The following is a 24535-nucleotide window of genomic DNA, read 5'->3' as shown; positions in this document are numbered from 1 at the left end:
AAGCTGAGGAGGTCGTCCTGCCGAGCCCCCGGGATCACCGTCTCGGGGGCTTTCGCGCGCACGGCACCCAGTACCGTCCACCGGCCGGAGAGGCCACTCGCATGTTTCTGACGATCAGTACCACCGGCACTCCCGAGCGCCCCGCCACCGACCTCGGCTTCCTGCTGCACAAGCATCCCGAGAAATCGCAGGCGTTCTCCACCTCCTACGGCAGGGCGCACGTCCTGTATCCCGAGGCGGACGATCAGCGGTGCACGGCGGCGCTGTTGCTGGAGGTCGACGCGGTGGCGCTGGTCAGGCGCGGCAAGGGCAAGGGGCGCGGCGGCGCCCCGGACGCGGCGCTCGCACAGTACGTCAACGACCGTCCCTACGCGGCCTCTTCGCTGCTCGCGGTGGCGCTGAGCGCGGTCTTCACCAGCGCGATGCGCGGGGTGTGCAACGCCAGGCCGGAACTGCCGTCGCAGCCGCGGCCGTTGCGCATCGAGGTGCCCGCACTCCCGGCCCGCGGCGGCCCGGCTCTCGTACGGGCGCTCTTCGAGCCGCTCGACTGGACCGTGACCGTCGAGCCGGTGGCGCTGGACACCGAGTTCCCGGAGTGGGGCGATTCGCGTTACGTCCGCCTCGAACTGGAGTCCACACAGCTCACCGTCGCCGAGGCCCTGCGCCACCTGTACGTCCTGCTGCCCGTCCTCGACGACGCCAAGCACTACTGGGTGGCCCCCGACGAGGTCGACAAGCTGCTCAGGGCCGGTGAGGGCTGGCTGCCCGCACACCCGGAGCAGAAGCTGATCACCAGCCGCTATCTGTCCCGCCGCTGGTCGCTGACGCGTGAGGCGATGGAACGCCTGGAACTGGTGCGGCTCGCCGAGGCCGACGACAGCGAGGTCGAGGAGATCGACAACGCCGTCGAGGCGGAGACCGAGACCGAGGAGAAGCCGACCCCGCTCGCCGTGCAGCGCCGTGAGGCCATCCTGGAGGCGCTGCGCGCCGCGGGTGCCGCCCGCGTCCTCGATCTCGGGTGCGGACAGGGCCAGTTGGTGCAGGCGCTGCTCAAGGACCCGAAGTTCACCGAGATCGTCGGCGTCGACGTGTCGGTGCGGGCGCTCACCATCGCCTCCCGGCGGCTGAAGCTGGACCGGATGGGGGAGCGGATGGCCTCCCGCGTCCAGCTCCTCCAGGGGTCGTTGGCGTACACCGACAAGCGGCTCAAGGGGTACGACGCCGCCGTGCTCAGCGAGGTGATCGAGCACCTCGACCTGCCGCGGCTGCCCGCCCTGGAGTACGCCGTGTTCGGCGCGGCCCGCCCGCGCACCGTCCTCGTCACGACCCCGAACGTCGAGTACAACGTCCGCTGGGAGTCGCTCCCGGCCGGACACGTCCGGCACGGCGACCACCGCTTCGAGTGGACGCGTGCGGAGTTCCGGTCCTGGGCGTCGGCGGTGGCCGAACGGCACGGCTACGACGTGGAGTTCATGCCGGTGGGACCGGACGACCCGGAGGTCGGACCGCCCACACAGATGGCCGCATTTGTCATCAGGACCGAGAAGGAGGCGAAGGCCGCATGACCGAGACCCAGCGCACGGGACGGACTCTCCCCGTCACCGACCTCTCCCTCGTCGTCCTCGTCGGCGCCTCCGGCTCCGGCAAGTCCACCTTCGCCCGGCGCCACTTCAAGCCGACCGAGGTGATCTCCTCGGACTTCTGCCGCGGCCTGGTCTCCGACGACGAGAACGACCAGGGCGCCACCAAGGACGCCTTCGACGTCCTGCACTACATCGCGGGCAAGCGCCTGTCCGCCGGCCGCCGCACGGTCGTCGACGCCACGAGCGTGCAGTCGGACTCCCGGCGCCAGCTGATCGACCTGGCCAAGCAGTACGACGTCCTGCCCATCGCCATCGTCCTCGACGTGCCCGAGGAGGTGTGCGCCGAGCGCAACGCGGGCCGCACCGACCGGGCCGACATGCCGATCAGGGTCATCAAGCGGCACATCCGCGAACTGCGGCGCTCGATACGGCACCTGGAGCGCGAGGGCTTCCGCAAGGTGCACGTCCTGCGCGGGGTGGCGGACATCGAGAACGCCACCGTCGTCACCGAGAAGCGCTTCAACGACCTGACCCACCTCACCGGCCCCTTCGACATCGTCGGCGACATCCACGGCTGCGCGTCGGAACTGGAGTCGCTGCTCGGCAAGTTGGGCTACGTCGACGGCGTCCACGCCGAGGGCCGTACCGCGGTCTTCGTCGGCGACCTCGTCGACCGCGGCCCGGACAGCCCCGGTGTGCTGCGCCGCGTGATGTCGATGGTCAAGTCGGGCAACGCGCTGTGCGTGCCGGGCAACCACGAGAACAAGTACGGCCGTCACCTCAAGGGCCGCAAGGTCCAGCACACCCACGGCCTCGCGGAGACCATCGAGCAGATGGAGAGCGTCCCGGACGAGTTCCGGGCCGAGGTACGGGAGTTCATCGACGGCCTCGTCAGCCACTACGTCCTGGACGGCGGCCGCCTGGTCGTCTGCCACGCCGGTCTGCCGGAGAAGTACCACGGCCGCACCTCCGGCCGGGTCCGCTCGCACGCGCTGTACGGCGACACCACCGGCGAGACCGACGAGTTCGGGCTGCCGGTGCGCTACCCGTGGGCGGAGGACTACCGCGGCCGGGCGGCCGTGGTCTACGGCCACACCCCGGTCCCGGAGGCGACCTGGCTCAACAACACCATCTGCCTGGACACCGGCGCCGTCTTCGGCGGCAAGCTCACCGCGCTGCGCTGGCCGGAGCGCGAGCTCGTCGACGTACCCGCGGAGCGGGTCTGGTACGAGCCGACCAAGCCGCTGAAGTCCGAGGCGCCCGGTGGGCACGACGGCCGGCCGCTCGACCTGGCCGACGTGCACGGCCGCAGGGCGGTCGAGACCCGGTATCAGGGCCGGGTGGCGGTCCGCGAGGAGAACGCGGCGGCGGCCCTGGAGGTCATGAGCCGCTTCGCGGTGGACCCGCGGCTGCTGCCGTACCTGCCGCCGACCATGGCACCGACGGCGACCTCGCGGGTCGAGGGCTACCTGGAGCACCCGGTGGAGGCGTTCGCACAGTACGCCGCGGACGGGGTCGAGCGGGTCGTGTGCGAGGAGAAGCACATGGGCTCGCGGGCGGTGGCCCTGGTCTGCCGGGACGCGGAAGCGGCCCGCAAGCGCTTCGGCGTGGACGGCCCGACGGGCTCGCTCTACACCCGCACCGGCCGCCCGTTCTTCGACGACGCGTCGGTGACGGAGGCGATCCTCGACCGGCTGCGGACGGCGATCGGCGAGGCAGGCCTGTGGTCCGAACTCGACACGGACTGGCTCCTGTTGGACGCCGAACTGATGCCGTGGTCGCTGAAGGCGTCGGGCCTGCTGCGGTCGCAGTACGCGGCCGTCGGCGCCGCGTCCGGCGCGGTGTTCCCGGGTGCGCTGGCCGCGCTCCAGGGCGCCGCGGACCGGGGCGTGGACGTGACGGACCTGCTGGCCCGCCAGCGCGAACGGGCCGACGCGGCCAGCGCGTTCACCGAGGCGTACCGGCGCTACTGCTGGACCACGGACGGCCTGGAGGGTGTCCGCCTGGCACCGTTCCAGATTCTCGCGGTCCAGGGCCGCAGCCTCGCCGCACTCCCGCACGACGAGCAACTGGCCCTGCTGGACCGCCTGGTGGAGCACGACGGCACGGGCCTGCTCCAGACCACCCGGCGCCTCTACGTCGACACCGGTGACCCGGAGTCGGTGCGGGCGGGCGTCGACTGGTGGCTGGAGATGACCGGCCGCGGCGGCGAGGGCATGGTCGTCAAGCCGCTCGGGGCGGTGGTCCGCAGCACGGAGGGCCGCCTGGTCCAGCCCGGTATCAAGTGCCGCGGCCGGGAGTACCTGCGGATCATCTACGGTCCCGAGTACACCCGCCCGGAGAACCTCGACCGCCTGCGCAAGAGGTTCCTGAACCACAAGCGCTCCCTCGCGATCCGCGAGTACGCCCTCGGCTTGGAGGCCCTGGACCGGCTGGCGGAGGGCGAGCCGCTGTGGCGGGTGCACGAGGCGGTGTTCGGGGTGCTGGCGCTGGAGTCGGAGCCGGTCGACCCACGGCTGTGAGTCGTGGGTCCTGAGGTGAGGGGTGACCACCGGTCACTCCTCACCCCACCAGCCGCAGCCGCTCCCGGCAGACCCCCACCTCCACGGTCTGCCCCCACGTCAGCTCCAGCGAGTCGCCCTCCATCCCGTCCCCGAAGGCGATCAGCCGCTCGGACTCGACGGTGAGGCGGAGGCGGGCGGGAGCGGGGAGTTCGCCGGCGGTCAGGGAGGTGCCGGTGGCCGGGGAGGGCCAGGCTTCGCGGACGAACCAGAGCAGGCGGGTCTCCGTCGGGGCCGGCAGCCGCAGGGCACCGCCCCGCTCCTGCCACACGGACCGGAGCCAGCCCGTGGCCCCGGTCCCCGTCCCCACCAGCACCCCGGAGGAGGCCTGGGCCTCGACGACACCCCCGTCGTCCTCCAGGCCCAGGCGGTATCGGGCGGTCTGGTGTCCGGCGGCGCCCACATAGATCTCGTTCAGTGCGACGAGCCGCTGGGTGTCGTCGGCGACGGCCTCGACCATCGTCAACTCGGCCACGCTCGCACCGGCCACCGCCAGCAACTCCGCCGTGTCCCGCGGGCGGTGCCGTACCAGGACACCGGGGTTGCGGCCGGGCTCGGTGTCGATGCCCAGCACCGGCTGACCGGACAGGTACTTGGCCACGTTCGCCACCAGCCCGTCCTGTCCCACCACGACCACGACATCCTCGGGAGCGAACAGGAAACGGTCCAGGTCGGCCCGTTCCACCCGGGCCTGACGCCAGGTCAGCGGAATCGCGGAGGTCACCTCGGCGAGCGCCCGGCGGGTGCGCTCACGGCGTTCGGCGACCTCCTCGATGTCCCGGCCCCGGGAGGAGAGGAAGAAGGCGGCCTGGCCGTGGGTGCCGTGGTGGGCCACCAGCTCCTCGTACTCCGTGGTGCGATGGACCAGGACCGCCCGCGGTGCGAGACTCACTCCGGCTCCCGTGCGCCCAGCTTGGCCAGCAGCCCCGTCAGCACGTCCGGGGAGATCGTCAGGCTGTCGATGTTGGGCAGGTTCTCCGCGAGCCGGGCCCCGGTGAGGGCGTGCAGGGTGGCGACCTCGACCTCCTCGTGCACCTTCAGCCAGGCGGCCTGCGCCTGCGCCTTCGCGTCGCCGACCGCGCGCACCCCTTCGGCCTCCGCGCGAGCGAGCCGTACCGAACGCGTCGCCTCCGCCTCGGCCCGTACCGCGTCCGCAGCCGCGTGTTCCTCCGCCTCCCGGCGGGCGTTCGTGCCCCGCTGGTCCACCAACTGCTCCTCGCGGCGGGCGAGTTCGATCTGGCTGGCCAGTTCGTTCTCGGCGATGGCCCGCTCGCGTTCCACGGCGACGGCCCGCCGTTCGTAGGTGGCCCGGTCGGCCTCCTGCTGGATCTGTTCGCGGGCCGGGGTGCGCAGGGCCCGTTCCACCTCCGGTTCGGGGCGCAGTGCCATCACGCGGACGGCGACCACCTCGATGCCGGTGGCCGGCAATCGTGGTTCGGCGCCCAGGCCCGCGGCGATCCGCTCGCGGACCGCCGACACGCCGTCCACCAGCGCGGAGGACAGGGAGGTCCGGGTCAGTACGTCGAGCGCGTGCTGCTGGGCCGTCTCCGTGAGCAGGGTGCCCAGTTGCTCCAGGGGCGCGCCCCGCCAGATTCCGGTGTCCGGGTCGATCGAGAAGTCCAGGCGTGCGGCGGCGAGGGCCGGGTCACCGATCCGGTAGGTCACGGTCGCCTGTACCGCCACGTCCTGGAAGTCGGACGTACGGGCGTGGAAGGTCATGGCCAACTCGCGGTCGTCCACCGGGACTTCGGAGAGCGCGGCCGTCAGTGCGCGGAACCAGAAGCTGAGGCCCGGGCCGTCGTGCAGCAGCTTGCCGCCGCTGTGGTGCCGGATGTGCGCCGTGGGCGCGCCGCGTAGATGGCGCCAGCCGAGGCGCCGGGTGATGTCGGCCATCGAACTCCCTCTTTTCGTCTGTTGGACGATAACGGGGAGCCGTGCTTGTCGTCAAGGGGACGAGAACAAGAAGCCGGGTGGACGGAGGGGTCAAGAGGCCCCCGGTTGGTCAGGATGGAGGCATGGGATTCCATGTCGACTCCGAGGCCGGGCGGCTCAGCCGCGTCATCCTGCACCGGCCGGATCTCGAGCTCAAAAGGCTCACGCCCAGCAACAAGGACGCACTGCTCTTCGACGACGTGCTGTGGGTGCGCCGGGCGCGCGCCGAGCACGACGGGTTCGCCGACGTACTGCGCGACCGCGGTGTCGCCGTGCACCTCTTCGGCGACCTGCTCTCCGAGGCCCTGGAGATCCCGGCGGCCCGGTCGCTCGTCCTCGACCGGGTCTTCGACGAGAAGGAGTACGGTCCGCTGGCCACCGATCATCTCCGGGCCTCCTTCGAGGCGCTGCCCGCCGGAGAGCTGGCGGAGGCGCTCGTAGGAGGCATGACCAAAAGGGAATTCCTGGACGCGCACCCGGAGCCGACCTCCGTGCGCTTCCATGTCATGGACCTCGACGACTTCCTCCTCGCCCCCCTGCCCAACCACCTCTTCACCCGCGACACCTCGGCCTGGATATACGACGGGGTCTCCGTCAACGCCATGCGCTGGCCGGCCCGCCAGCGCGAGACGGTCCACTTCGAGGCGATCTACCGCCACCATCCGCTCTTCCGCGACGAGACGTTTCACCTCTGGTCCGAGGGGCAGGCCGACTACCCGTCCACCATCGAGGGCGGCGACGTCCTCGTCATCGGCAACGGCGCCGTCCTCATCGGTATGAGCGAGCGGACCACACCGCAAGCCGTCGAGATGCTCGCGCACAAGCTCTTCGCCGAGGGCTCCGCGCAGTCGATCGTGGCCCTCGACATGCCGAAACGCCGGGCCTTCATGCATCTGGACACCGTGATGACGATGGTCGACGGCGACACCTTCACCCAGTACGCCGGGCTCGGCATGCTGCGCTCGTACACCATCGAACCGGGCGTCGACGACAAGGAGCTCAAGGTCACCGACCATCCGCCGGAGCACATGCACCGTGCGATCGCCGCCGCGCTCGGGCTGAGCGAGATCCGGGTCCTGACCGCCACCCAGGACGTGCACGCGGCCGAGCGTGAGCAGTGGGACGACGGCTGCAACGTCCTCGCCGTCGAGCCGGGTGTCGTCGTCGCCTACGAGCGCAACGCCACCACCAACACTCATCTGCGCAAGCAGGGCATCGAGGTCATCGAGATCCCGGGCAGCGAGCTCGGGCGGGGGAGGGGCGGGCCGCGCTGCATGAGCTGTCCGGTGGAAAGGGAGGCTGTATAGAAATGCTGAATATCGTATAGACTTCCAAAGTCCTGTTCTCGTCCCTCTGGAGCGCCCCCATGGCGACAGTCCCGACCGCCCTCGCCGGCCGCCACTTCCTCAAGGAGCTCGACTTCACCGAGCAGGAGTTCCTCGGGCTGGTCGAGCTGGCAGCCGAGCTGAAGGCCGCGAAGAAGGCCGGGACCGAGACGCGGTACCTGAGCGGGAAGAACATCGCCCTCATCTTCGAGAAGACCTCGACGCGTACGCGCTGCGCGTTCGAGGTCGCAGCGGCGGACCAGGGCGCCTCGACGACCTACCTGGACCCGTCCGGCTCGCAGATCGGGCACAAGGAGTCCGTGCGCGACACCGCGCGCGTGCTCGGCCGGATGTACGACGGGATCGAGTACCGCGGGGACAGCCAGCCGAAGGTGGAGGAGCTGGCCGCGTACGCCGGGGTACCGGTGTACAACGGGCTCACCGACGACTGGCACCCCACGCAGATGCTGGCCGACGTGCTGACGATGACCGAGCACACCGCGAAGCCGGTCCGGGAGATCGCGTTCGCCTACCTCGGTGACGCGCGGTTCAACATGGGCAACTCGTACCTGGTCACCGGTGCGCTGCTGGGGATGGACGTCCGGATCGTCGCGCCGAAGAGCTACTGGCCCGCGCAGGACGTCGTCGAGCGGGCGCGGGCGCTCGCCGTGGACAGCGGGGCGCGGATCACCCTCACGGAATCGCTGGAGGAGGGCGTGCGGGGGACTGACTTCGTCGCCACCGACGTGTGGGTCTCGATGGGGGAGCCGAAGGACGTGTGGGACGAGCGGATCGCCGCGCTCTCGCCGTACGCGGTGACCATGGACGTGCTGCGTGCCACGGGGAACGCGGACGTCAAGTTCCTGCACTGCCTGCCCGCCTTCCACGACCTCGGTACGAAGGTGGGGCAGGAGATCTTCGAGACCCACGGGCTGGAGTCCCTGGAGGTCACGGACGAGGTGTTCGAGTCGCCGCACTCGGTCGTGTTCGACGAGGCGGAGAACCGGCTGCACACGATCAAGGCGGTGCTGGTCGCGACGCTGGCCTGAGCGTCACGCCGGGCGCCACTGAGGCGGCACCACCGGCAGGCGGAACCACACCGCCTTGCCCGTCTCGGTCGGGCGGTGACCGCAGGACGAGCTCAGTGCCCTGATCAGCAGCAGTCCCCGGCCGTGCTCCTGCCAGGGGTCCGGGTCCTTGGTGTCCGGCTGGGTGAGATGACCCGGGGGTGCCGGGTCCGGGTCGTGCACCTCCACCTGGCAGCCGGTCGGCAGCAGCTCCACGACCAGCTCTATCGGGGTGTCGCCGGCCGTGTGCTCCACGGCGTTCGCCACCAGCTCGGCCGTCAGCAGCTCCGCGGTGTCGCAGTCCGCCCCGTGCTCCAGTTCGGCCAGCGCGGTGCGGACCAGAGCGCGCGCCACGGGCACGGCCGCGGCGGAATGCGGCAGCGCGATGCGCCAGGAGGCGGAGGCCGGAGGGCGATCTTGCAAGGCGGGTCCGTTCATGAGCAGGCTTTCCTGCTTTCAACCTGATGAATGGTACGGCGCCGTCGGCAGAGGCGACCGGCGGGCACCGTACGGGACCTTCGGCCCCGTTGGCAGGCGGCTTACCCGTAGCAACGGCTTGCCTCTCACCGCTGATCCCGCCGTTGCCCCTCTGTCGACGAGCCGTGACGGATGTGACGGACCCAGGTCACATCCGGACACCTGTATCGCGTACTCGTGACGACGGTCAAAGATGGGTGATAGCTTCGAAGGGCAGAGCGCACCTCGAACCTCGCACCCAGCCCGAGCACGAGGAGGCCGCACGGACATGAGCCCCTTCACCGGCTCCGCCGCCCGCACCCCCGACTGGCAGCACCTGCGCGTCGACCTCGCCGACGGTGTCGCCACGGTCACCCTCGCCCGCCCCGACAAACTCAACGCGCTCACCTTCGGTGCCTACGCCGACCTGCGCGACCTGCTCGCCGAACTGTCCCGCGAGCGTTCCGTGCGGGCCCTGGTCCTGGCCGGCGAGGGACGCGGTTTCTGCTCCGGCGGTGACGTCGACGAGATCATCGGCGCGACCCTCGCCATGGACACCGCCCAGCTCCTCGACTTCAACCGGATGACGGGCCAGGTGGTGAGGGCCGTACGGGAGTGCCCGTTCCCGGTGATCGCGGCCGTGCACGGGGTGGCGGCGGGCGCGGGAGCCGTACTGGCCCTGGCCGCCGACTTCCGGGTGGCCGACCCGTCGGCCCGGTTCGCGTTCCTGTTCACCAGGGTCGGCCTGTCCGGCGGCGACATGGGCGCGGCCTATCTGCTGCCGCGCGTGGTCGGCCTGGGCCACGCCACCCGCCTCCTCATGCTCGGCGAACCGGTCCGCGCAGCCGAGGCCGAGCGCATCGGCCTGATCAGCCAACTGACCGAGGAGGGCGGCGCCGACGAGGCCGCCCGAGCGCTGGCCCACCGCCTGGCAGGTGGCCCGGCCCTGGCGTACGCCCAGACGAAGGCCCTGCTGACGGCCGAGCTGGACATGCCGCTGGCGGCCGCGGTGGAACTGGACGCCTCCACCCAGGCACTGCTGATGAACGGCGAGGACTACCGGGAGTTCCACGCGGCGTTCACGGAGAAGAGGCCGCCGAAATGGAGCGGACGGTGAACCCCCTCCGCGTGGCGGTCATCGGCGGTGGTCCCGGCGGACTCTATGCGGCCGCCCTGCTGAAACGTCTCGACCCGGCTCGCGACATCACCGTCTGGGAACGCAACGCCCCCGACGACACCTTCGGCTTCGGCGTGGTCCTCTCCGACGAGACCCTCGGCGGCATCGAGCACGCGGACCCGGTGGTCCACGAGGCGATGCAGTCCGACGTCGTCCGCTGGGACGACATCGACATCGTGCACCGGGGCGTACGCCACACCTCCGGAGGTCACGGCTTCGCCGCACTCGGCCGCAGACGACTCCTCGACATCCTGCACCACCGCTGCCGCGCCCTCGGCGTGGACCTCCGCTTCCGTACGGTGGCCCCGGCCGGCCTCGAGGAGACGCACGACCTCGTCATCGCCGCCGACGGAGTCAACAGCACCACACGCGGGGCCCACGCACATGTGTTCCGCCCCCATGTGACCCCGCACCACTGCCGCTACATCTGGCTCGCCGCCGACTTCCCCTTCGATGCCTTCCGGTTCGAGATCGCCGAGACCGAACACGGCGTGATGCAACTCCACGGCTACCCGTACGCCCGCCCGTCGCCCGACCACCACCCCTCAACGAGGCCCTCCGGGCCGCAGAACCAATTCGGCGCCTCCACCGTGATCATCGAGATGCGCGAGGAGGTCTGGAGGGCCGCCGGATTCGACGAGGTCCCCCCGCGGGAATCGACGGAGAGCTGCGCCAAGATCTTCGCGGAGGCACTGCGCGGCCGCCCCCTGCGCTCCAACAACTCCACCTGGACCACCTTCCGCACGGTGGTCAACGAACACTGGTCGCACGGCAACACCGTGCTGCTCGGCGACGCGGCCCACACCGCCCACTTCTCCATCGGCTCCGGCACCAAGCTCGCCGTGGAGGACGCCCTCGCCCTGGCCGCCTGCCTTGACGAACAGCCATCCCTGGAAGGGGCGTTGGCGGCCTACGAGGCAGAGCGCAAACCCGTCGTCGCCGCCACGCAACGCGCCGCCCGCGCCAGCCTGGAGTGGTTCGAGAACCTCGGCCTGTACCTCGACCAGCCGCCCCGCCAGTTCGCCTTCAACCTGCTCACCCGCAGCCGCCGGGTCACCCACGACAACCTGCGCCTGCGCGACGCCCCCTTCACCGGCGCCGTGGAGCGCGAGTTCGGCTGCCCGCCGGACACGCCCCCGATGTTCACCCCGTTCCGGCTGCGCGGTCTGACCCTGCGCAACCGGGTCGTGGTGTCGCCGATGGACATGTACTCCGCCACCGACGGCGTCCCCGGCGACTTCCACCTGGTCCACCTGGGCGCCCGGGCTCTCGGCGGCGCCGGGCTGGTGATGACCGAGATGGTGTGCGTCTCGCCCGAGGGGCGCATCACTCCCGGCTGCACCGGCCTCTACAGCGGCAGGCAGACCGAGGCCTGGAAGCGGATCACGAACTTCGTGCACGCGCAGTCGCCGGGCACCGCGATCGGCGTACAGCTCGGTCACAGTGGCCGCAAGGGCTCGACCAAGCTGATGTGGGAGGGCATCGACGAGCCGCTGCCGGAGGGCAACTGGCCGGTCGTGGCGCCGTCCCCGATTCCGTACCGGCCCTTCAACCAGACTCCGCGCGAGCTCGGCCGCGCCCAACTGACCGACATCCGCGAGCAGTTCACCGGCGCCGCCTGGCGTGCCGCCCGAGCCGGCTTCGACCTCCTCGAACTGCACTGCGCCCATGGCTACCTGCTCTCCGGTTTCCTCTCCCCGCTGACCAACCGGCGCACCGACGCCTACGGCGGCTCGCTCGCGGGGCGCCTGCGCTTCCCGCTCGAAGTCTTCGACGCCGTCAGGGGAGTGTGGCCGCAGGAACGGCCCATGACCGTCCGCATCTCCGCCACCGACTGGGCCGAGGGCGGCAACACGGCCGAGGACGCCGTCGAGATCGCCCGCGCCTTCGCCGCGCACGGCGCCGATGCGATCGACGTCTCGACCGGACAGGTCGTGGCCGAGGAACACCCCGAGTACGGGCGCTCGTACCAGACGCCCTACGCCGACCGGATCCGCCACGAGACCGGCGTCCCGGTGATCGCCGTCGGTGCCATCTCCTCCTGGGACGACGTCAACTCCCTGATCCTGGCCGGGCGTACGGATCTGTGCGCGCTGGCCCGACCGCATCTCTACGACCCGCACTGGACCCTGCACGCGGCCGCCGAGCAGGGGTACGACGGTCCCGGCGTCGTCTGGCCTGACCCGTACCGCGCGGGCAGCCGCCGACCGCAGACCGGACGCACGGACGCTCCCAAGCCCCGTCTCACGCTGGGGACTTGAGGGTCCGGACGAAGCTCCGGGGGGCCGGCATCACAGGCCCGCGAACGCCGCCCCCGCGTCCCGCAGCCGCTCGTGCAGGCCTCGGAACACCGCCGCCGCCCGCTCGCCCGGCCAGTCCTTTGGAAGCAGCGGGGCGGGCAGGCCGGGGTCCGCGTAGGGGAGATGGCGCCAGGAGTCGAGGGCGAGGAGGTAGTCCCGGTAGGCCTCCGCGGGCGGGGTGTCGGACCGGTCCTCCCAGTCGCGCAGCACGCGCGCGTGGCGGTCGAGGAACGCCTCGTGCTCCTTGGCGATCGCGGCCAGGTCCCACCAGCGGGCCACCGCCTCCACGGTCGCCGCGAAACCGAGATGCTCGCCGCGGAAGAAGTCCACGTACGGGTCGAGCCGCAGCCGCTGGAGGGTGTGCCGGGCCTCCTCGTACAGCCGCGCGGGGGCGATCCACACCCCGGGGGCCGCGGTGCCGAAGCCGAGTCCGGCCAGTCGTGAGCGCAGCACGTGCCGCTTCTGCCGCTCCGACTCGGGTACCGAGAACACGGCGAGCACCCAGCCCTCGTCCTCGGGCGGAGTCACCGCGTAGATGCGCCGGTCGCCGTCGTCGAGCAGCTGGCGGGCGTCCGGAGACAGTTCGTACCCGGCGGCGCCCCGTGCCGTGCGGGCGGGCAGCAGCAGGCCGCGCCGCTTGAGGCGGGACACCGACGAGCGTACGGAGGGGGCGTCCACGCCGACCGCGGCCAGCAGCCGGATCAGCTCGGCGACGGGCACGGGGCCCGGCATGAAGCGGCCGTAGGCTCCGTAGAGCGTGACGATGAGAGACCGTGGTGCATGCTGGTCGGACACGTTGATCATCTTAGGTCGTGTGGATCACTGCTGGTCACATCGGTACGCAGTCTGAACCGCTGGAGTTTGCCGGTCGCCGTGCGCGGCAGCGCGTCCAGGAAGACGATCTCACGCGGGCATTTGTAGGGCGCCAGTTCGGCCTTGACGAAGGTGCGCAGCGCGTCGGCGTCGCGCTCGGCGCCCTCCCTGAGGACGGCGAAGGCGACGACGATCTGACCGCGCGCCTCGTCGGCCCGGCCCACGACCGCCGCCTCGACCACGTCAGGGTGGCGCAGCAGGGCGTCCTCGACCTCCGGTCCTGCGATGTTGTACCCGGCGGAGATGATCATGTCGTCCGCGCGGGCCACATAGCGGAAGTACCCATCGTTTTCCCGGATGTATGTGTCGCCGGTGATGTTCCAGCCGTCCCGCACGTACTCGCGCTGCCGTGGATCGGCGAGGTAGCGGCAGCCGACGGGTCCGCGTACGGCGAGCAACCCGGGCTCACCGTCGGGCATTTCACGACCCGTCCCGTCGACCACGCGCGCGTGCCATCCGGGTACGGGCACCCCGGTCGTCCCGGGCCGGATGTGCTCGTCGGCCGCGGAGATGAAGATGTGCAGCAGTTCGGTGGCGCCGATGCCGTTGACGATCCGCAGCCCGGTCCGCTCCTGCCAGGCCCGCCAGGTGGCCGCGGGCAGGTTCTCACCGGCGGAGACACAGCGCCGCAGGGACGCGATGTCGTACGCGTCGAGTTCGTCGAGCATGGCGCGGTAGGCGGTGGGGGCGGTGAACAGGACGGAGACGCGGTGCTCGGCGATCGCCGGCAGCAGCTGCCGGGGATGGGCCTGTTCGAGGAGGAGGGAGCTGGCGCCCGCGCGCATCGGGAAGATCACCAGGCCGCCGAGCCCGAAGGTGAAACTGAGCGGGGGGCTGCCCGTGAAGACATCGTCCACATGGGGGCGCAGCACATGCTTGGAGAAGGTGTCGGCTATCGCGAGCACATCCCGGTGGAAGTGCATACAGCCCTTGGGGCGGCCGGTGGTCCCGGAGGTGAAGGCGATCAGCGCCACGTCGTCATCGGCGGTCTCCACGGCCGGGTACGGCGTCCCGGGCGCCTCGCGGTTCAGCAGGTCGTCGGGGGTGTCGCCGCCGTACGTCGTGATCCGGAGGCCCGGTATCTCGGCCTTGGCGAGATCGTCCACGGCGCGTATGTCGCACAGGGCGTGCTCTATGCGCGCTATCTCGCACATCGTGGCCAGCTCGTGCGGGCGCTGTTGGGCCAGCACCGTCACGGCGACCGCCCCCGCCTTCAGCACCGCCAGCCAGCAGGCCGCGAGCCAGGGGGTGGTCGGGCCGCGCAGCAGCACCCGGTTGCCGGGAACGACTCCGAGGTCACCGGTGAGGAGGTGAGCGAGCCGGTCGACACGGGCGCGGAGTGTGCCGTAGGTCCATGTGTCCCCGGCCGGGGTGTGGAAGACCGGGCGGTCGTCGGGCGGGCCCGTCAGCAGTGCGGCGGCGCAGTTCAGCCGATCGGGGTACCGCAGCTCCGGAAGGTCGAAGCGGAGCTGCGGCCACTGGTCCGGGGGTGGGAGGTGGTCGCGCGCGAAGGTGTCGACGTGGGCCGAGGCGTTCATGGCGGGTCGCCCCCTTGCCTTCTGGGCCGCGTGGGCCGCCTTGTGGGCGTCGATGGTGGGCTCGCACAAGGAGCGTATCGTGTTGGTGACGACAGTCAACGGCACGCGATACTGTCGGAGGGCCCTGTCGACGAGAGGGGACCGGCAATGCCCGCATTCTCGCTCGAACCGTCACAGACCGCCCGATGTACGGAGCTGCGCACCCTCGCCGCGGAACGGCTGCGCCCGCTCGCGGAGAAGGGCGAGCCGGGCCAGGTGAACCGCCCGCTGGTCGCCGAACTCGGCGCACTGGGCCTGCTGGAGCGGCTGTTCACCTCAGGCGCCCTCGACCTCTGCCTGATGCGGGAGTCCCTGGCGTACGCCTGCACGGAGGCCGAGACGGCCCTCGCCCTCCAGGGCCTCGGCGCCCACCCCGTCCACGCCCACGGCACCCCGGCCCAGCGGGAGCGCTGGCTGCCGGCGGTCGGCGAGGGCACCGCGGTGGCCGCGTTCGCGCTGAGCGAGCCGGGGGCGGGCTCGGACGCGGCGGCCCTAGCCCTGTCCGCCGAGCCCGACGGCCCCTCCCGCTGGCGGCTCACCGGGGAGAAGTGCTGGATCTCCAACGCCCCCGAGGCCGACTTCTACACCGTCTTCGCCCGGACCACCCCCGCCGCCGGAGCCCGCGGAGTGACCGCCTTCCTCGTGCCCGCCGACCGCCCCGGCCTCACCGGCACCGCCCTCGACATGCTCTCCCCGCACCCCATCGGCGCCCTCGCCCTCGACGCCGTGCCGGTGAGCGCCGACGACGTCCTCGGCGAGGTCGACCGCGGCTTCCGGGTCGCCATGGCAACCCTGAACCTCTTCCGGCCCAGCGTGGGCGCCTTCGCGGTCGGCATGGCCCAGGCCGCACTGGACGCGACCCTCGCGCACACCTCGCAACGGGACGCTTTCGGGGGCAAGTTGAGGGACCTGCAGAGCGTGGCCCACACGGTCGCCGAGATGGCCCTGCGTACGGACGCGGCCCGCCTCATGGTGTACGCGGCGGCGACGGCGTACGACGAAGACGCCCCGGACGTGCCCAAGCGCGCGGCGATGGCGAAGCTGCTCGCCACCGAGACCGCGCAGTACGTCGTCGACACCGCGGTCCAACTCCACGGCGCACGCGCCCTGCAACGCGGTCATCTGCTGGAACACCTGTACCGGGAGGTGCGCGCCCCGCGCATCTACGAAGGGGCGAGCGAGGTCCAACGGGGCATCATCGCCAAGGAGTTGTACGCCGACCTGGAGGTGTCGTGAGCGCCGAGCGCATCAACCCGCCCGAACTGTCCCCGCCCACCGGGTTCTCGCACGCGGTCGTCGCCACCGGCTCACGGGTCGTCTTCCTGGCGGGGCAGACGGCCCTGGACACCGACGGCAAGGTGGTGGGCGACTCCCTGCCGGAGCAGTTCGAGAAGGCGCTCACCAATCTCCTCACCGCCCTCGAGGCCGCCGGCGGCACCCCGTCCGACCTCGCCCGCGTCACCGTCTACGCCACCGACATCACCGCCTACCGCACCCATGCGCGCGAACTCGGCCGGATCTGGCGGGAGTTGGCGGGCCGCGACTATCCCGCGATGGCCGTCGTCGAGGTCGTACGGCTGTGGGACGACCAGGCCGCGGTGGAACTCGACGGCTTCGCGGTGCTGCCCTAGCATCGCCGGTCTGCGCGGGATCGGGTGCAGCGCGGGGATCGTGGCGTACGAGGACAGGGGCGGCGCGGTCGTGGCGCCCCCCACCGGTGACGGCCCGGCCACGCCGCCGTACGGGGACCACCAGCGGGCGCGGACGGAAGCGGCTCGGCGTTTCCGAGCGGTCTGCGGGGCCGGCGAGGTGTCGGGCGGGGGTGCTGTTCCTCGTTTGCGAGCCCTAAGGGTTTGCGAACCCTGGGGCTGAAGCCGCCGCGCCGGGTGTCGGCGGGGGTCGGTTCGCTCAGCGGGCGGCCGGTGCCGGGTGAGAACGTCGGCGGCGGGCCAGGGCGCCCCTGTGGACCGATGCGGCCCTTCGGTGAGGGTGAGGGCGTTCGTCAGGCTCGCGCTCGTCGCGGGGGCGGCCGAGGATCCGAAGACGTCCCGCGTCCACGGTCGCCGCCCGGTCGGACCCCTCCCGCGGGGGCATCAGGCGGCGACGGCCAGCTGTCCGGTCGGCACCCGGTGCGGCGCGACGACGCGGCCGTCGGGCAGCAGCTCGCCGGTGTCGTCGAAGACGATCGCGCCGTCGCACAGCAGGTTCCAGCCCTGTTCGGGGTGGGCGGCCACGATGTGCGGGGTGGTGGTGTCGGACGAAGCGCACGAAGACCGGTGAGAACACATGGCGCACCTCCATATTCGTCGGACCGTCCCTATGGGGGCCGCATCCGTATGGGTAGACCATGCTCCTGTCGCGAACTCATCGGAACGGCCCGACGTGAAGCGTGACAACACGCGGACAACTCTCGGACGGTTCCACGACGCTCGGTGCGGACTCGCCACCGAAGGAGTGACGATCACGGCTGTCCGGCCGTCTTCCCGGTAGCAGTGGAGGTCACCGCTCCACTCATCCGGGAGGTACCCCCCATGCCTGTTCGCCCCGCTCTCGCCGCCGCTGCCGGCGCCGTGCTGTTCCTGATGGCCGCCGCGGCGCCGCCCGCCGCCGCCGCGCCGCCCGCCGCCGCCCCGAACGAGACCATCACCGTCGACCCCGTCGGCCGTATCGCCGAGGACGGCACCGTGACCCTGTCCGGCACCTACCGCTGCACCGGCGGTTCGGGCCCGGTGTTCGTGAGCTCCTCCGTGAGCGGGCGCTCGCCGTCGGTCCAGCACGGCTTCGGCGGGACCCGCGCGGTGTGTGACGGCGTGGAGCACAGCTGGGAAAACACGGGCAAGCCCACCTTGGAGACCCTTGAGCCGGGTGCGGCCCACGTCGAGGCCACCCTCATGGAACTCAGCCTCCAGGGCGGCCTGCCGTGGCCCCGCTTCCACGCGGCCGAGCAGCGGGACATCACGCTGACGAAGGGCTGACCGAGGCGCACGTGCCCGCCGGTGGGCTCGCTCACCGCCGGGCGGTCAGCGCACGAGGGAGATCTCCGGAGGCCACAGCACGCCGTCGGCCAACAGCAGTGCGGGGCCCAGGTGTTGAGGGCACACGACCAGCGGTGGCCGGGCGTGGCAGGCGATCTCGAAGCGGGCGCGGGCCCCGCACTCCTCCCCGTCCCGGGGACCGGAGTGCCGACTCGCGCACCGCAGTGCGGGTGTGGGGTCCGCGGGGGTCACCGGCCGCCCGCCTTCGCTTCGGAGGTGTGTTCGAGGGTGGCCAGAGTCATGGTCTCCTCCTCCTGGGATCCGGCGGTCCTTCGGTCCTTCGGTCCTTCCGTCCGGCGGTCGGGGCGAGGGGCCGGACGGGTGCACCCCGCATGCGTTCACGCTAGGAACGGGCGGGCCGGGCAGCCCGTCCGGACCGCCGTTCGGGTGAAGCCCGGGAGTTCCCGCGGCCGTGGCGAAGCGTGATCACTCGTGATCGTCGGCTCGGTTCCGGGCCCGGCCCCTCCCTCAGACGGGATACGCGTGCGTCTGCGCCGCCTTCACCGCCGCCCAGACCTCCGCGCCCGGATGCAGGTCCAGTTCGGCCGCGGCCACCGTCGTGAGGTCCGCCGCGAGGGGGAGCTCGCCCGTGAGGTCGGCGCGGATCTGGTCGCCGTGGGTCTCCAGGCCGGCCACCTCGCACCGCCAGTGGTTGCGGGCGCTGGAGCCGGCGGGGGGTTCGCGGTAGAGGGTCACGGCGCTCGGCGGGAAGGCCACGAACACCGGTCCCGTGAGGTATTCCGTGGTCGTGAGCGCGGGCCCGGCTTCGAGGCGGACCGTGTGGCCGTCGGCTTCGCCCCGGTACAGGTTCAGGCCGACGAGCTGGGCGATGTAGTCGGTGCGGGGGTGCCGGGCGATGTGAGAGGGAGCGCCTTCCTGGACGACCTCGCCGTGTTCGACGACCACGAGGCGGTCGGCGAGGACCATCGCGTCCAGCGGGTCGTGCGTGACGAGTACGGCGACGGCTTCGAACTCGGCCAAGTGGCGCCGGAGTTGGGCGCGGACCTCCAGACGGGTGCGGGCGTCGAGGGCGGCCAGCGGCTCGTCCAGGAGCAGCAGCCGGGGGCGAGTGGCCAACGCGCGGGCCAGGGCGACGCGTTGGGCCTGGCCGCCGGACAACTTGCGGGGCTTGGCGCCCGCGTGGGCCGCGAGACCCATCCGGTCCAGCCACTCGGCGGCCTGCGCGCGGGCCTCCGCCCTGGACGCGCCCTGGCAGCGCGGGCCGAAGGCGACGTTGTCGAGGGCGGTGAGGTGCGGGAAGAGCAGATAGTCCTGGAAGACGACGCCGACGGGGCGGGACTCCGGCGACGTACGTTCCAACTCGTCGCCGTCCAACCGTAGATGGCCGTCCGTGAGCGGGGTGAGACCGGCGAGGGCGCGCAGGGCAGTGGTCTTTCCGGCACCGTTCGGGCCCAGCAGGGCGACGACCTCGCCGGGGGCGACGGACAGGGACACGTCGAGGCGGAAGGCGCCGCGGTCCACCACCAGGCGGGCGTCGAGGCCGTCCAGGGTGGCGTCGGGGGCGGTGGCTGGGGTCTGCTTGGTCATGGCGCGGTCACTCGTCCCGTTCGTGCGATGCCGCCGGTCCGGACCGTCCGACCGTCACCGGTGCCGCCCGCATGACTGCCTCCGGCGCGGTTCACGGGGCGGACGCCGGGCGCGGTGGTCGGGCGAGTGCCGGGTTCCGTCGTAGGGGTGTCAGCGGTCGGGGCCATGTCGCTGTCACCCGGGGTAGGGCGTCGGGTGGTCAGGGCCGGCGTCGGTCGCGGCGATCGGGCGAGTGCCGTTTCCGTCGTAGGGGCTTCGGCAGTCCGAGCGGTCCTGCCGGCCCCGGGATCGTGTGTCGCGTGGTCGCCGTCGACGCCGGTCGCGGTGGCCGGACCGGCTCCGGGTCCCGCTCCGGTCAGAGTCGTTCGGTCGTCAGCGGCCGCGGCCGTCTCGGTGTCGCCGGCGTCGCACGTCGTGTGGTCAGCGCTGCGGGGCGTTCCACCATCGCCTGTCCCGGCGTCGGCCGATGCGCTGCGGGCTGTCCTGCCGTCCCCCGTCCTGCCACTGCCCGTTCGACCACCGCCCGTCCCGCCGTTGGCCGATCCGCTGCGGGCTGTCCTGCCGTCTGCTGTCCTGCCCCCGCCCGTTCGACCACCGTCCGTCCCGGCGTCGGCCGATGCGCTGCGGGCCGTCCTGCCGTCGGCCGTTCCGCCCCCGTCCGTCCCGTCCCCGGCCGTCCCGCTCCCGCCCACCGCAGTCATCCCGTCGCCATCCAACGGTCGCGCAGGCCCGCCAGTACCGCCACGGACACGGCCAGCAGGACCAGGCTGAGGGCGATGGCCGCCTCCGGGTCGCTCTGGAGGGCGAGGTAGACGGCCAGCGGCATGGTCTGGGTACGGCCCGGAAAGTTGCCCGCGAAGGTGATCGTCGCGCCGAACTCGCCCAGTGCCCGCGCCCAGGCCAGTACGGCCCCCGCCGCCACCCCCGGTGCGATGAGCGGCAGCGTGACCCGCCGGAACGCGGTGAAACGCGAGGCGCCCAGGGTCGTCGCCGCCTCCTCGTAGCGCGGGTCGGCGGCCCGCAGGGTGCCCTCCACGCTGATGACGAGGAAGGGCATCGCGACGAACGCCTCGGCGACCACGACCCCGGCGGTGGTGAAGGGGAGCGTGATCCCGAACCAGGCGTCCAGCCACTGCCCGACCACCCCGTTGCGGCCCAGTGCCATGAGCAGCGCGACACCGCCGACGACCGGAGGGAGGACCAGTGGCAGGGTGACCAGGGCGCGGACCAGGCCCCGGCCGGGGAACTCGACGCGGGCCAGCAGCCAGGCCAGCGGGACCCCGAGCACCAGGCTCACCGCGGTCGCGGCCGTGGCGCAGACCAGGGACAGCTGGAGCGCCTGCCACACCGCGGCGCCGGTCAGCTGCTCGGGCATGCCGCGCCAGGGCGCCCGTACGAGCAGGGCGATCAGCGGCACGGTAAGGAACGCCAGGCCGATCAGCGCGGGCACGAGCAGCGGCAACGGCACACCGCGGCCGCCGCCGGTCGCTCGGACACGCCGGCGCCGCGGCCCGCCCCGGAGGGTCTCGGACGCGGCAGTGGCCTTGTCGGTCGGGCTCACGGCTTGAGGAACCCGGCCCCGGTCAGGACCTTCTGGCCCTCGGCGGACCGCACGAGTGCGATGAACGCCTTCGCGGCGTCCGTGTGCCGCGCGCCCTTGAGCAGGGTGATCGGGTAGTCGTTGACGGCGTCGGCGGACTCGGGGAACTCCACGCCCTCCACCTTGTCACCCGCCGCGTGCACATCGGTCTTGTAGACGACGGCCGCGTCGGCCTCCTTCAGCTCGACCTTCGTCAGCGCGGCCTTGACGTCCTGCTCGTAGGAGACCGGTGTGAGCTTCAGCTTGCTCGCGTCGAGGGCCTTCCGCGCGGCGGCACCGCACGGCACCTCCTCGGCGCACAGCACGACCTTCAGGTCCTTGTCCGTGAGGTCCTTCAGCGACCCGACCCCGTCCGGGTTGCCGGGCAGGGTGGCGATCTCCAGCTGGTTGCGCACGAAGGTGACGGGCGTGCCGGAGGCGTCCCCCGCGTCCGTGACGATCTTCATCGTCTTGGGGCTGGCCGAGGCGAACACGTCCGCCGGGGCGCCGCCGGTGATGCTCGCGGCCAGCGAGTCGCTGCCGCCGAAGCTGAAGGTGACCTTCGTGCCGGGGTGTGCCCGCTCGAACCGCTTGCCCAGTGCTGTGAAGCTCTCCTGGAGGGAGGCGGCGGCGAACACGGTCACTGTGCCGGAGAGCTCGCCCGAGGCGGACGCCGACCCCGAGGACGGGGAGTCCGAGCCCGACGACGAGCAGGCGCTCAGGACCAGCAGCGCTGCGGCACCCGCACCTGCACCGGCCGTCCGCAATGCGCGGCGATGCCGGCGCGCGGTAGGGGTCATCACAGGTCCGCTCCCTCTGGTCCACATGGTCCCGGCTCAGGCCTCGGCAGGGCCACGTACGTCGATACATCGATCATACTGACGCAGATGCCAGGCAAAAGTCCCCTGTCTCATCGCATGAGCCGGAACTCCGATCCAGCAGGGTGGCATGTGCGTTCGTACGGAGTGCGGGCCGTGGGCCGGATCGGCACAGGAGAATTCCGTTGCCGCAGTCGATCCAGGTGAATACGTTCGGGCCCATGGCGGACGACGAACCCACACGCGCGGCAAGGTTGCTGGACGCCCAGGCGAAGGCCGCGCGGCTCTTCGCGGAGATCGAGGCGCGCGGACTCGTCGCGCCGGGCCAGGGTGAACGGGCGGTCAGTGACCGGGTCCGGGACCTGGCGAACGAACTGTTCGGCACCACCCGGCACTGGCACAAGCGGATCGTGCGCTCCGGACCGAACACGCTCAAGCCGTACCGGGAGAACCCGCCGGACCGGATGATCGGCGCTGACGACATCGTCTTCGCCGACTTCGGCCCGATCTTCGAGGAGTACGAGGCCGACTTCGGGCGGACCTTCGTCCTCGGCGACGACCCGGTCAAGCACCGCCTCCGCGACGACCTGCCGAAGATCTTCGCGGCGGGCCGGAGTGCCTTCGAGGCCGACCCGGACGTCACCGGTGCGCGACTGTACGCCGAGGTCGAACGCCTGGCCGCCAACTCAGGCTGGACGCTGGGTGGTTGGCACGCCGGACATCTCGTCGGTGAGTTTCCGCACGAGTCGATCGAGGGTGCCGACGTGGAGTCGTACATCACCCCCGCCAACGACACCCCGCTGCGCCGCACCGACAAGGCCGGACGTCGCTGCCACTGGATCCTGGAGATCCATCTCATCGACGGCGAGCGGGAGTTCGGCGGCTTCCACGAGGAACTGCTCACTCTCTGATCCCGAGCCACGACTCCCATGCGACAAGGTGGCCGCCATGCAACTGCGCCGGCGGGGATTCCTGGTCGCCCTCACCGGCGAGCGTCATCTCGTACCGATCGTGCGGCGGGGCGAGACGGTACGTGGGCCTCCCCCCTGAAGACCCCGGTCCAGGAGTTGTCCGCCCAGGGACGGCCTCACCGGCACCCTGCGCCTCTGGGTCGTCGCCACCCGCTGCCTCCCTTCTGACGACCCCCTCCTGCCCGCGCCACCCCTCGCCCGCGTCGGCGCCGAGTCGCTTTCCCGGCCGAGATCGCCCATGGTCTCCCCGAGTTCGGGCTGAATGCCGCGATGACTCACCTCGACGAGGCCACCTGCACCGGCTGCCGCCTCACGAAGGAGCGGTACATGCTGCTGACCGGGTCGACTGCCGGCGGCGAGCCGCCCTACTGCCCGTTCGGTGCAGGGGCCGCTCTCTCACTGTGGCCGCCCAACTCCCTTGTGCGTAACCGCCACAAGGGAACGGGAGCGCACTCCTGCTCGGTCACCAAGCGCAAGCCGGAGGCCCGCTCAGGTGCGGTCGATGTGCACGTTCGTCGACTTCACCCGGGCGGTGGCCTCCACCCCGACCTCCAGTCCGAGTTCCTCCACGGCCTCCCGCGTCAGCAGCGACACCAACCGGTGCGGGCCCGCCTGGATCTCCACCTGGGCCGCGACATCGCCGAGCTTGACGGCGGTGACGATGCCGGGAAAGGCATTGCGGACGGAGGTGTGGGAGGTCTCCTCCTCACCGCCGTCGCCCTTGGCCAGCTCCACGGAGAAGGCGGCCAGGTCCCGCCCGTCGATGAGGCGCCGACCGCTCTCGTCGCGGTGCGTGGGGACCCGCCCGGCGTCGGCCCACCGCCGCGCGGTGTCGGGGCTCACGCCGAGCAACCGTGCGGCCTGGCCGATCGTGTAGGACTGCATGAGCGCCAAGATAGGCGTCCCGACGTCATGCGGCGCAGGCGACCCGCGTCTCCGGGACGTGGACGGTGCCGGCGCTGGTCTCGGTCGAGTCGGTGAACTCGGCGTCATCGTGCCACCGACCGTCGAGCCAGCGACTGCCGTGGTGGTGGCGGTGGCGGTGGCGAAGGTCAGGTCGGCGTTCGCCGCGTCTTCCACATCACGCTGCACGTGCACGGGCACGCACCACCCGGGCTGCCTCTCCATCTGGCCAACTCGATCTTCCTCGGTGACTACCTCACCACCGAGGGCCGGGCCGACCTGGAGGTGATCGCGGACGCCCGGTTCGAGCCGGTGTCCGGGTTCTGTTTCCAGACCGGCTTGCCGCGGCGGGTTTCGTCGATCCCGGCGGCCTCGGGCTCCTCCGGCTCAGCGGGCAGGGCGCCGGTCGCGTACGCCTCGAAGCGGCGTTGGACGATGGCCAGGAAGGCCCAGGTCACGGCCGGACTGGAGGCCGGTGCGGCCGCCGTCGCACACCGCCGCCCCTGCTGCCTCACGCAGCGCGACGGTGGTGCGCATTCCGGCCGAGACCTGCGGTATCCGCTCGGTGAACGCGGCCGGGCAGGCCCGCTCGTCCGGGGCAGCGGTCATCACATGGACCAGACTGCCGCCCGCACCGTCGTCCTTGCCGCCCGCATCCCACCCGACAGGCCATCACGCACCGTGACCGGCACAGGTGTTGGCGGACGCCGCATCCTCAGTAAATTCGAAGACCCGTGTTGGTCGAGCTCAGTAATGCTTGCTCAAAGTGTTCGAATATCGTTGACGTACATCTCGGTGTGCGTAACCCTTGTCCGGGGTCGCTCCCGAGG

22 protein-coding genes are annotated in these 24535 nt (G+C 71.7%); 10 read left to right on the top strand and 12 right to left on the bottom strand.

The features are described 5' to 3' along the window. Window positions 1-101 precede the first annotated feature (101 nt). Window positions 102-1565 (top strand): 3' terminal RNA ribose 2'-O-methyltransferase Hen1, encoded by a 1464-nt coding sequence (locus ABZT02_RS05115; RefSeq protein WP_356014322.1) that lies wholly within the window; start codon window positions 102-104, stop codon window positions 1563-1565. Continuing rightward, on the top strand, window positions 1562-4105 hold the full coding sequence (locus ABZT02_RS05110) for a polynucleotide kinase-phosphatase (RefSeq protein ID WP_356014320.1): 2544 nt from the start codon (window positions 1562-1564) through the stop codon (window positions 4103-4105). Before ABZT02_RS05115 ends, ABZT02_RS05110 begins: the two co-directional genes overlap by 4 nt. 40 nt (window positions 4106-4145) lie before the next feature. Here ABZT02_RS05110 and ABZT02_RS05105 read toward each other — a convergent pair whose 3' ends face one another. Together ABZT02_RS05105 and ABZT02_RS05100 are read right to left on the bottom strand one after the other, a co-directional pair. Next, entirely contained in the window at window positions 4146-5036 is an 891-nt protein-coding gene (locus ABZT02_RS05105) for a hypothetical protein (protein ID WP_356014318.1), read from the bottom strand. Then, the gene (locus tag ABZT02_RS05100; protein WP_356014316.1) at window positions 5033-6037 is read right to left on the bottom strand and encodes an SPFH domain-containing protein; all 1005 of its coding nucleotides are present in this window, start codon (window positions 6035-6037) and stop codon (window positions 5033-5035) included. The genes ABZT02_RS05105 and ABZT02_RS05100 overlap by 4 nt, the downstream gene beginning before the upstream one ends. Window positions 6038-6159: 122 nt before the next feature. Between ABZT02_RS05100 and ABZT02_RS05095 the strand changes: the two genes are divergently transcribed. Both ABZT02_RS05095 and argF read left to right on the top strand, forming a co-directional pair. Then, window positions 6160-7383: an arginine deiminase gene (locus tag ABZT02_RS05095; RefSeq protein ID WP_356014314.1), complete on the top strand. Its 1224-nt coding sequence runs from the start codon at window positions 6160-6162 to the stop codon at window positions 7381-7383. Window positions 7384-7442: 59 nt separating this feature from the next. Continuing rightward, window positions 7443-8450, top strand: a complete 1008-nt coding sequence (gene argF / locus ABZT02_RS05090; RefSeq protein WP_356014311.1) for an ornithine carbamoyltransferase — start codon at window positions 7443-7445, stop codon at window positions 8448-8450. 3 nt (window positions 8451-8453) lie between these two features. Here argF and ABZT02_RS05085 read toward each other — a convergent pair whose 3' ends face one another. Further along, window positions 8454-8906 carry an ATP-binding protein gene (locus tag ABZT02_RS05085; protein ID WP_356014310.1) on the bottom strand — a complete coding sequence of 151 codons (453 nt, stop codon included), beginning with the start codon at window positions 8904-8906 and terminating at the stop codon, window positions 8454-8456. A 307-nt stretch (window positions 8907-9213) separates the two neighbouring features. On the opposite strand from ABZT02_RS05085, the gene ABZT02_RS05080 reads away from it, so the two are divergent. Both ABZT02_RS05080 and ABZT02_RS05075 read left to right on the top strand, forming a co-directional pair. Next, window positions 9214-10041 (top strand): enoyl-CoA hydratase family protein, encoded by an 828-nt coding sequence (locus tag ABZT02_RS05080; RefSeq protein WP_356014309.1) that lies wholly within the window; start codon window positions 9214-9216, stop codon window positions 10039-10041. Beyond that, a complete protein-coding gene (locus tag ABZT02_RS05075) occupies window positions 10038-12362 on the top strand; it encodes a bifunctional salicylyl-CoA 5-hydroxylase/oxidoreductase (RefSeq protein ID WP_356014307.1) in 2325 nt (774 codons plus the stop codon). The genes ABZT02_RS05080 and ABZT02_RS05075 overlap by 4 nt, the downstream gene beginning before the upstream one ends. A gap of 30 nt (window positions 12363-12392) precedes the next feature. Here the strand turns inward: ABZT02_RS05075 and ABZT02_RS05070 are convergent, their stop codons facing one another. Together ABZT02_RS05070 and ABZT02_RS05065 are read right to left on the bottom strand one after the other, a co-directional pair. Beyond that, window positions 12393-13205, bottom strand: coding sequence for a PaaX family transcriptional regulator C-terminal domain-containing protein (locus ABZT02_RS05070; RefSeq protein ID WP_356014304.1), 813 nt, complete (start codon window positions 13203-13205; stop codon window positions 12393-12395). Further along, complete coding sequence (locus tag ABZT02_RS05065; RefSeq protein WP_356014600.1) at window positions 13202-14812, bottom strand: AMP-binding protein; 1611 nt, start codon at window positions 14810-14812, stop codon at window positions 13202-13204. The genes ABZT02_RS05070 and ABZT02_RS05065 overlap by 4 nt, the downstream gene beginning before the upstream one ends. Before the next feature lie 147 nt (window positions 14813-14959). On the opposite strand from ABZT02_RS05065, the gene ABZT02_RS05060 reads away from it, so the two are divergent. After that, the gene (locus tag ABZT02_RS05060) at window positions 14960-16087 is read left to right on the top strand and encodes an acyl-CoA dehydrogenase family protein (protein ID WP_356014302.1); all 1128 of its coding nucleotides are present in this window, start codon (window positions 14960-14962) and stop codon (window positions 16085-16087) included. Beyond that, window positions 16084-16482, top strand: a complete 399-nt coding sequence (locus ABZT02_RS05055) for a RidA family protein (RefSeq protein WP_356014300.1) — start codon at window positions 16084-16086, stop codon at window positions 16480-16482. Before ABZT02_RS05060 ends, ABZT02_RS05055 begins: the two co-directional genes overlap by 4 nt. A gap of 462 nt (window positions 16483-16944) precedes the next feature. On the opposite strand, the gene ABZT02_RS05050 is transcribed toward ABZT02_RS05055, so the two are convergent. Continuing rightward, window positions 16945-17139 carry a DUF5999 family protein gene (locus ABZT02_RS05050; RefSeq protein WP_356014298.1) on the bottom strand — a complete coding sequence of 65 codons (195 nt, stop codon included), beginning with the start codon at window positions 17137-17139 and terminating at the stop codon, window positions 16945-16947. Window positions 17140-17382: 243 nt separating this feature from the next. Between ABZT02_RS05050 and ABZT02_RS05045 the strand changes: the two genes are divergently transcribed. Then, the gene (locus tag ABZT02_RS05045; protein WP_356014296.1) at window positions 17383-17826 is read left to right on the top strand and encodes a DUF6299 family protein; all 444 of its coding nucleotides are present in this window, start codon (window positions 17383-17385) and stop codon (window positions 17824-17826) included. A 45-nt stretch (window positions 17827-17871) separates the two neighbouring features. Here the strand turns inward: ABZT02_RS05045 and ABZT02_RS05040 are convergent, their stop codons facing one another. The 4 genes from ABZT02_RS05040 to modA all read right to left on the bottom strand — a co-directional run bounded on the left by ABZT02_RS05040 (window position 17872) and on the right by modA (window position 21813). Further along, window positions 17872-18078: a hypothetical protein gene (locus ABZT02_RS05040; RefSeq protein ID WP_356014294.1), complete on the bottom strand. Its 207-nt coding sequence runs from the start codon at window positions 18076-18078 to the stop codon at window positions 17872-17874. Window positions 18079-18354: 276 nt separating this feature from the next. Next, window positions 18355-19434 (bottom strand): ABC transporter ATP-binding protein, encoded by a 1080-nt coding sequence (locus ABZT02_RS05035; protein ID WP_356014291.1) that lies wholly within the window; start codon window positions 19432-19434, stop codon window positions 18355-18357. Window positions 19435-20131: 697 nt separating this feature from the next. Beyond that, window positions 20132-20995 (bottom strand): molybdate ABC transporter permease subunit, encoded by an 864-nt coding sequence (modB, locus tag ABZT02_RS05030; protein WP_356014289.1) that lies wholly within the window; start codon window positions 20993-20995, stop codon window positions 20132-20134. Beyond that, window positions 20992-21813: a molybdate ABC transporter substrate-binding protein gene (modA, locus tag ABZT02_RS05025; protein ID WP_356014287.1), complete on the bottom strand. Its 822-nt coding sequence runs from the start codon at window positions 21811-21813 to the stop codon at window positions 20992-20994. The genes modB and modA overlap by 4 nt, the downstream gene beginning before the upstream one ends. A 239-nt stretch (window positions 21814-22052) precedes the next feature. Here modA and ABZT02_RS05020 point away from each other — a divergent pair, with 239 nt between their 5' ends. Next, a complete protein-coding gene (locus ABZT02_RS05020) occupies window positions 22053-22742 on the top strand; it encodes a M24 family metallopeptidase (RefSeq protein ID WP_356014285.1) in 690 nt (229 codons plus the stop codon). A 549-nt stretch (window positions 22743-23291) separates the two neighbouring features. Here ABZT02_RS05020 and ABZT02_RS05015 read toward each other — a convergent pair. Beyond that, a complete protein-coding gene (locus tag ABZT02_RS05015; protein WP_355734698.1) occupies window positions 23292-23687 on the bottom strand; it encodes a helix-turn-helix transcriptional regulator in 396 nt (131 codons plus the stop codon). 269 nt (window positions 23688-23956) lie between these two features. Next, window positions 23957-24163 (bottom strand): hypothetical protein, encoded by a 207-nt coding sequence (locus ABZT02_RS05010; protein ID WP_356014624.1) that lies wholly within the window; start codon window positions 24161-24163, stop codon window positions 23957-23959. Window positions 24164-24535 lie beyond the last annotated feature (372 nt).

The organism is Streptomyces sp. NPDC005402 (assembly GCF_040606575.1).
Taxonomy (GTDB): Bacteria; Actinomycetota; Actinomycetes; order Streptomycetales; family Streptomycetaceae; genus Streptomyces.
This window is presented reverse-complemented; position numbering and strand designations above follow the sequence as displayed.

Bases quoted from the DNA above. Each gene is read 5' to 3' on its own strand.
- modA (WP_356014287.1), bottom strand. From the start codon at position 21,813: ATGACCCCTACCGCGCGCCGGCATCGCCGCGCATTGCGGACGGCCGGT.
- ABZT02_RS05095 (WP_356014314.1), top strand. From the start codon at position 6,160: ATGGGATTCCATGTCGACTCCGAGGCCGGGCGGCTCAGCCGCGTCATC.
- ABZT02_RS05035 (WP_356014291.1), bottom strand. From the start codon at position 19,434: ATGACCAAGCAGACCCCAGCCACCGCCCCCGACGCCACCCTGGACGGC.
- ABZT02_RS05060 (WP_356014302.1), top strand. From the start codon at position 14,960: ATGCCCGCATTCTCGCTCGAACCGTCACAGACCGCCCGATGTACGGAG.
- ABZT02_RS05065 (WP_356014600.1), bottom strand. From the start codon at position 14,812: ATGAACGCCTCGGCCCACGTCGACACCTTCGCGCGCGACCACCTCCCA.
- ABZT02_RS05020 (WP_356014285.1), top strand. From the start codon at position 22,053: ATGGCGGACGACGAACCCACACGCGCGGCAAGGTTGCTGGACGCCCAG.
- ABZT02_RS05080 (WP_356014309.1), top strand. From the start codon at position 9,214: ATGAGCCCCTTCACCGGCTCCGCCGCCCGCACCCCCGACTGGCAGCAC.
- ABZT02_RS05110 (WP_356014320.1), top strand. From the start codon at position 1,562: ATGACCGAGACCCAGCGCACGGGACGGACTCTCCCCGTCACCGACCTC.
- ABZT02_RS05100 (WP_356014316.1), bottom strand. From the start codon at position 6,037: ATGGCCGACATCACCCGGCGCCTCGGCTGGCGCCATCTACGCGGCGCG.
- ABZT02_RS05115 (WP_356014322.1), top strand. From the start codon at position 102: ATGTTTCTGACGATCAGTACCACCGGCACTCCCGAGCGCCCCGCCACC.
- ABZT02_RS05085 (WP_356014310.1), bottom strand. From the start codon at position 8,906: ATGAACGGACCCGCCTTGCAAGATCGCCCTCCGGCCTCCGCCTCCTGG.
- ABZT02_RS05070 (WP_356014304.1), bottom strand. From the start codon at position 13,205: ATGATCAACGTGTCCGACCAGCATGCACCACGGTCTCTCATCGTCACG.
- ABZT02_RS05050 (WP_356014298.1), bottom strand. From the start codon at position 17,139: ATGTGTTCTCACCGGTCTTCGTGCGCTTCGTCCGACACCACCACCCCG.
- ABZT02_RS05045 (WP_356014296.1), top strand. From the start codon at position 17,383: ATGCCTGTTCGCCCCGCTCTCGCCGCCGCTGCCGGCGCCGTGCTGTTC.
- ABZT02_RS05015 (WP_355734698.1), bottom strand. From the start codon at position 23,687: ATGCAGTCCTACACGATCGGCCAGGCCGCACGGTTGCTCGGCGTGAGC.
- argF (WP_356014311.1), top strand. From the start codon at position 7,443: ATGGCGACAGTCCCGACCGCCCTCGCCGGCCGCCACTTCCTCAAGGAG.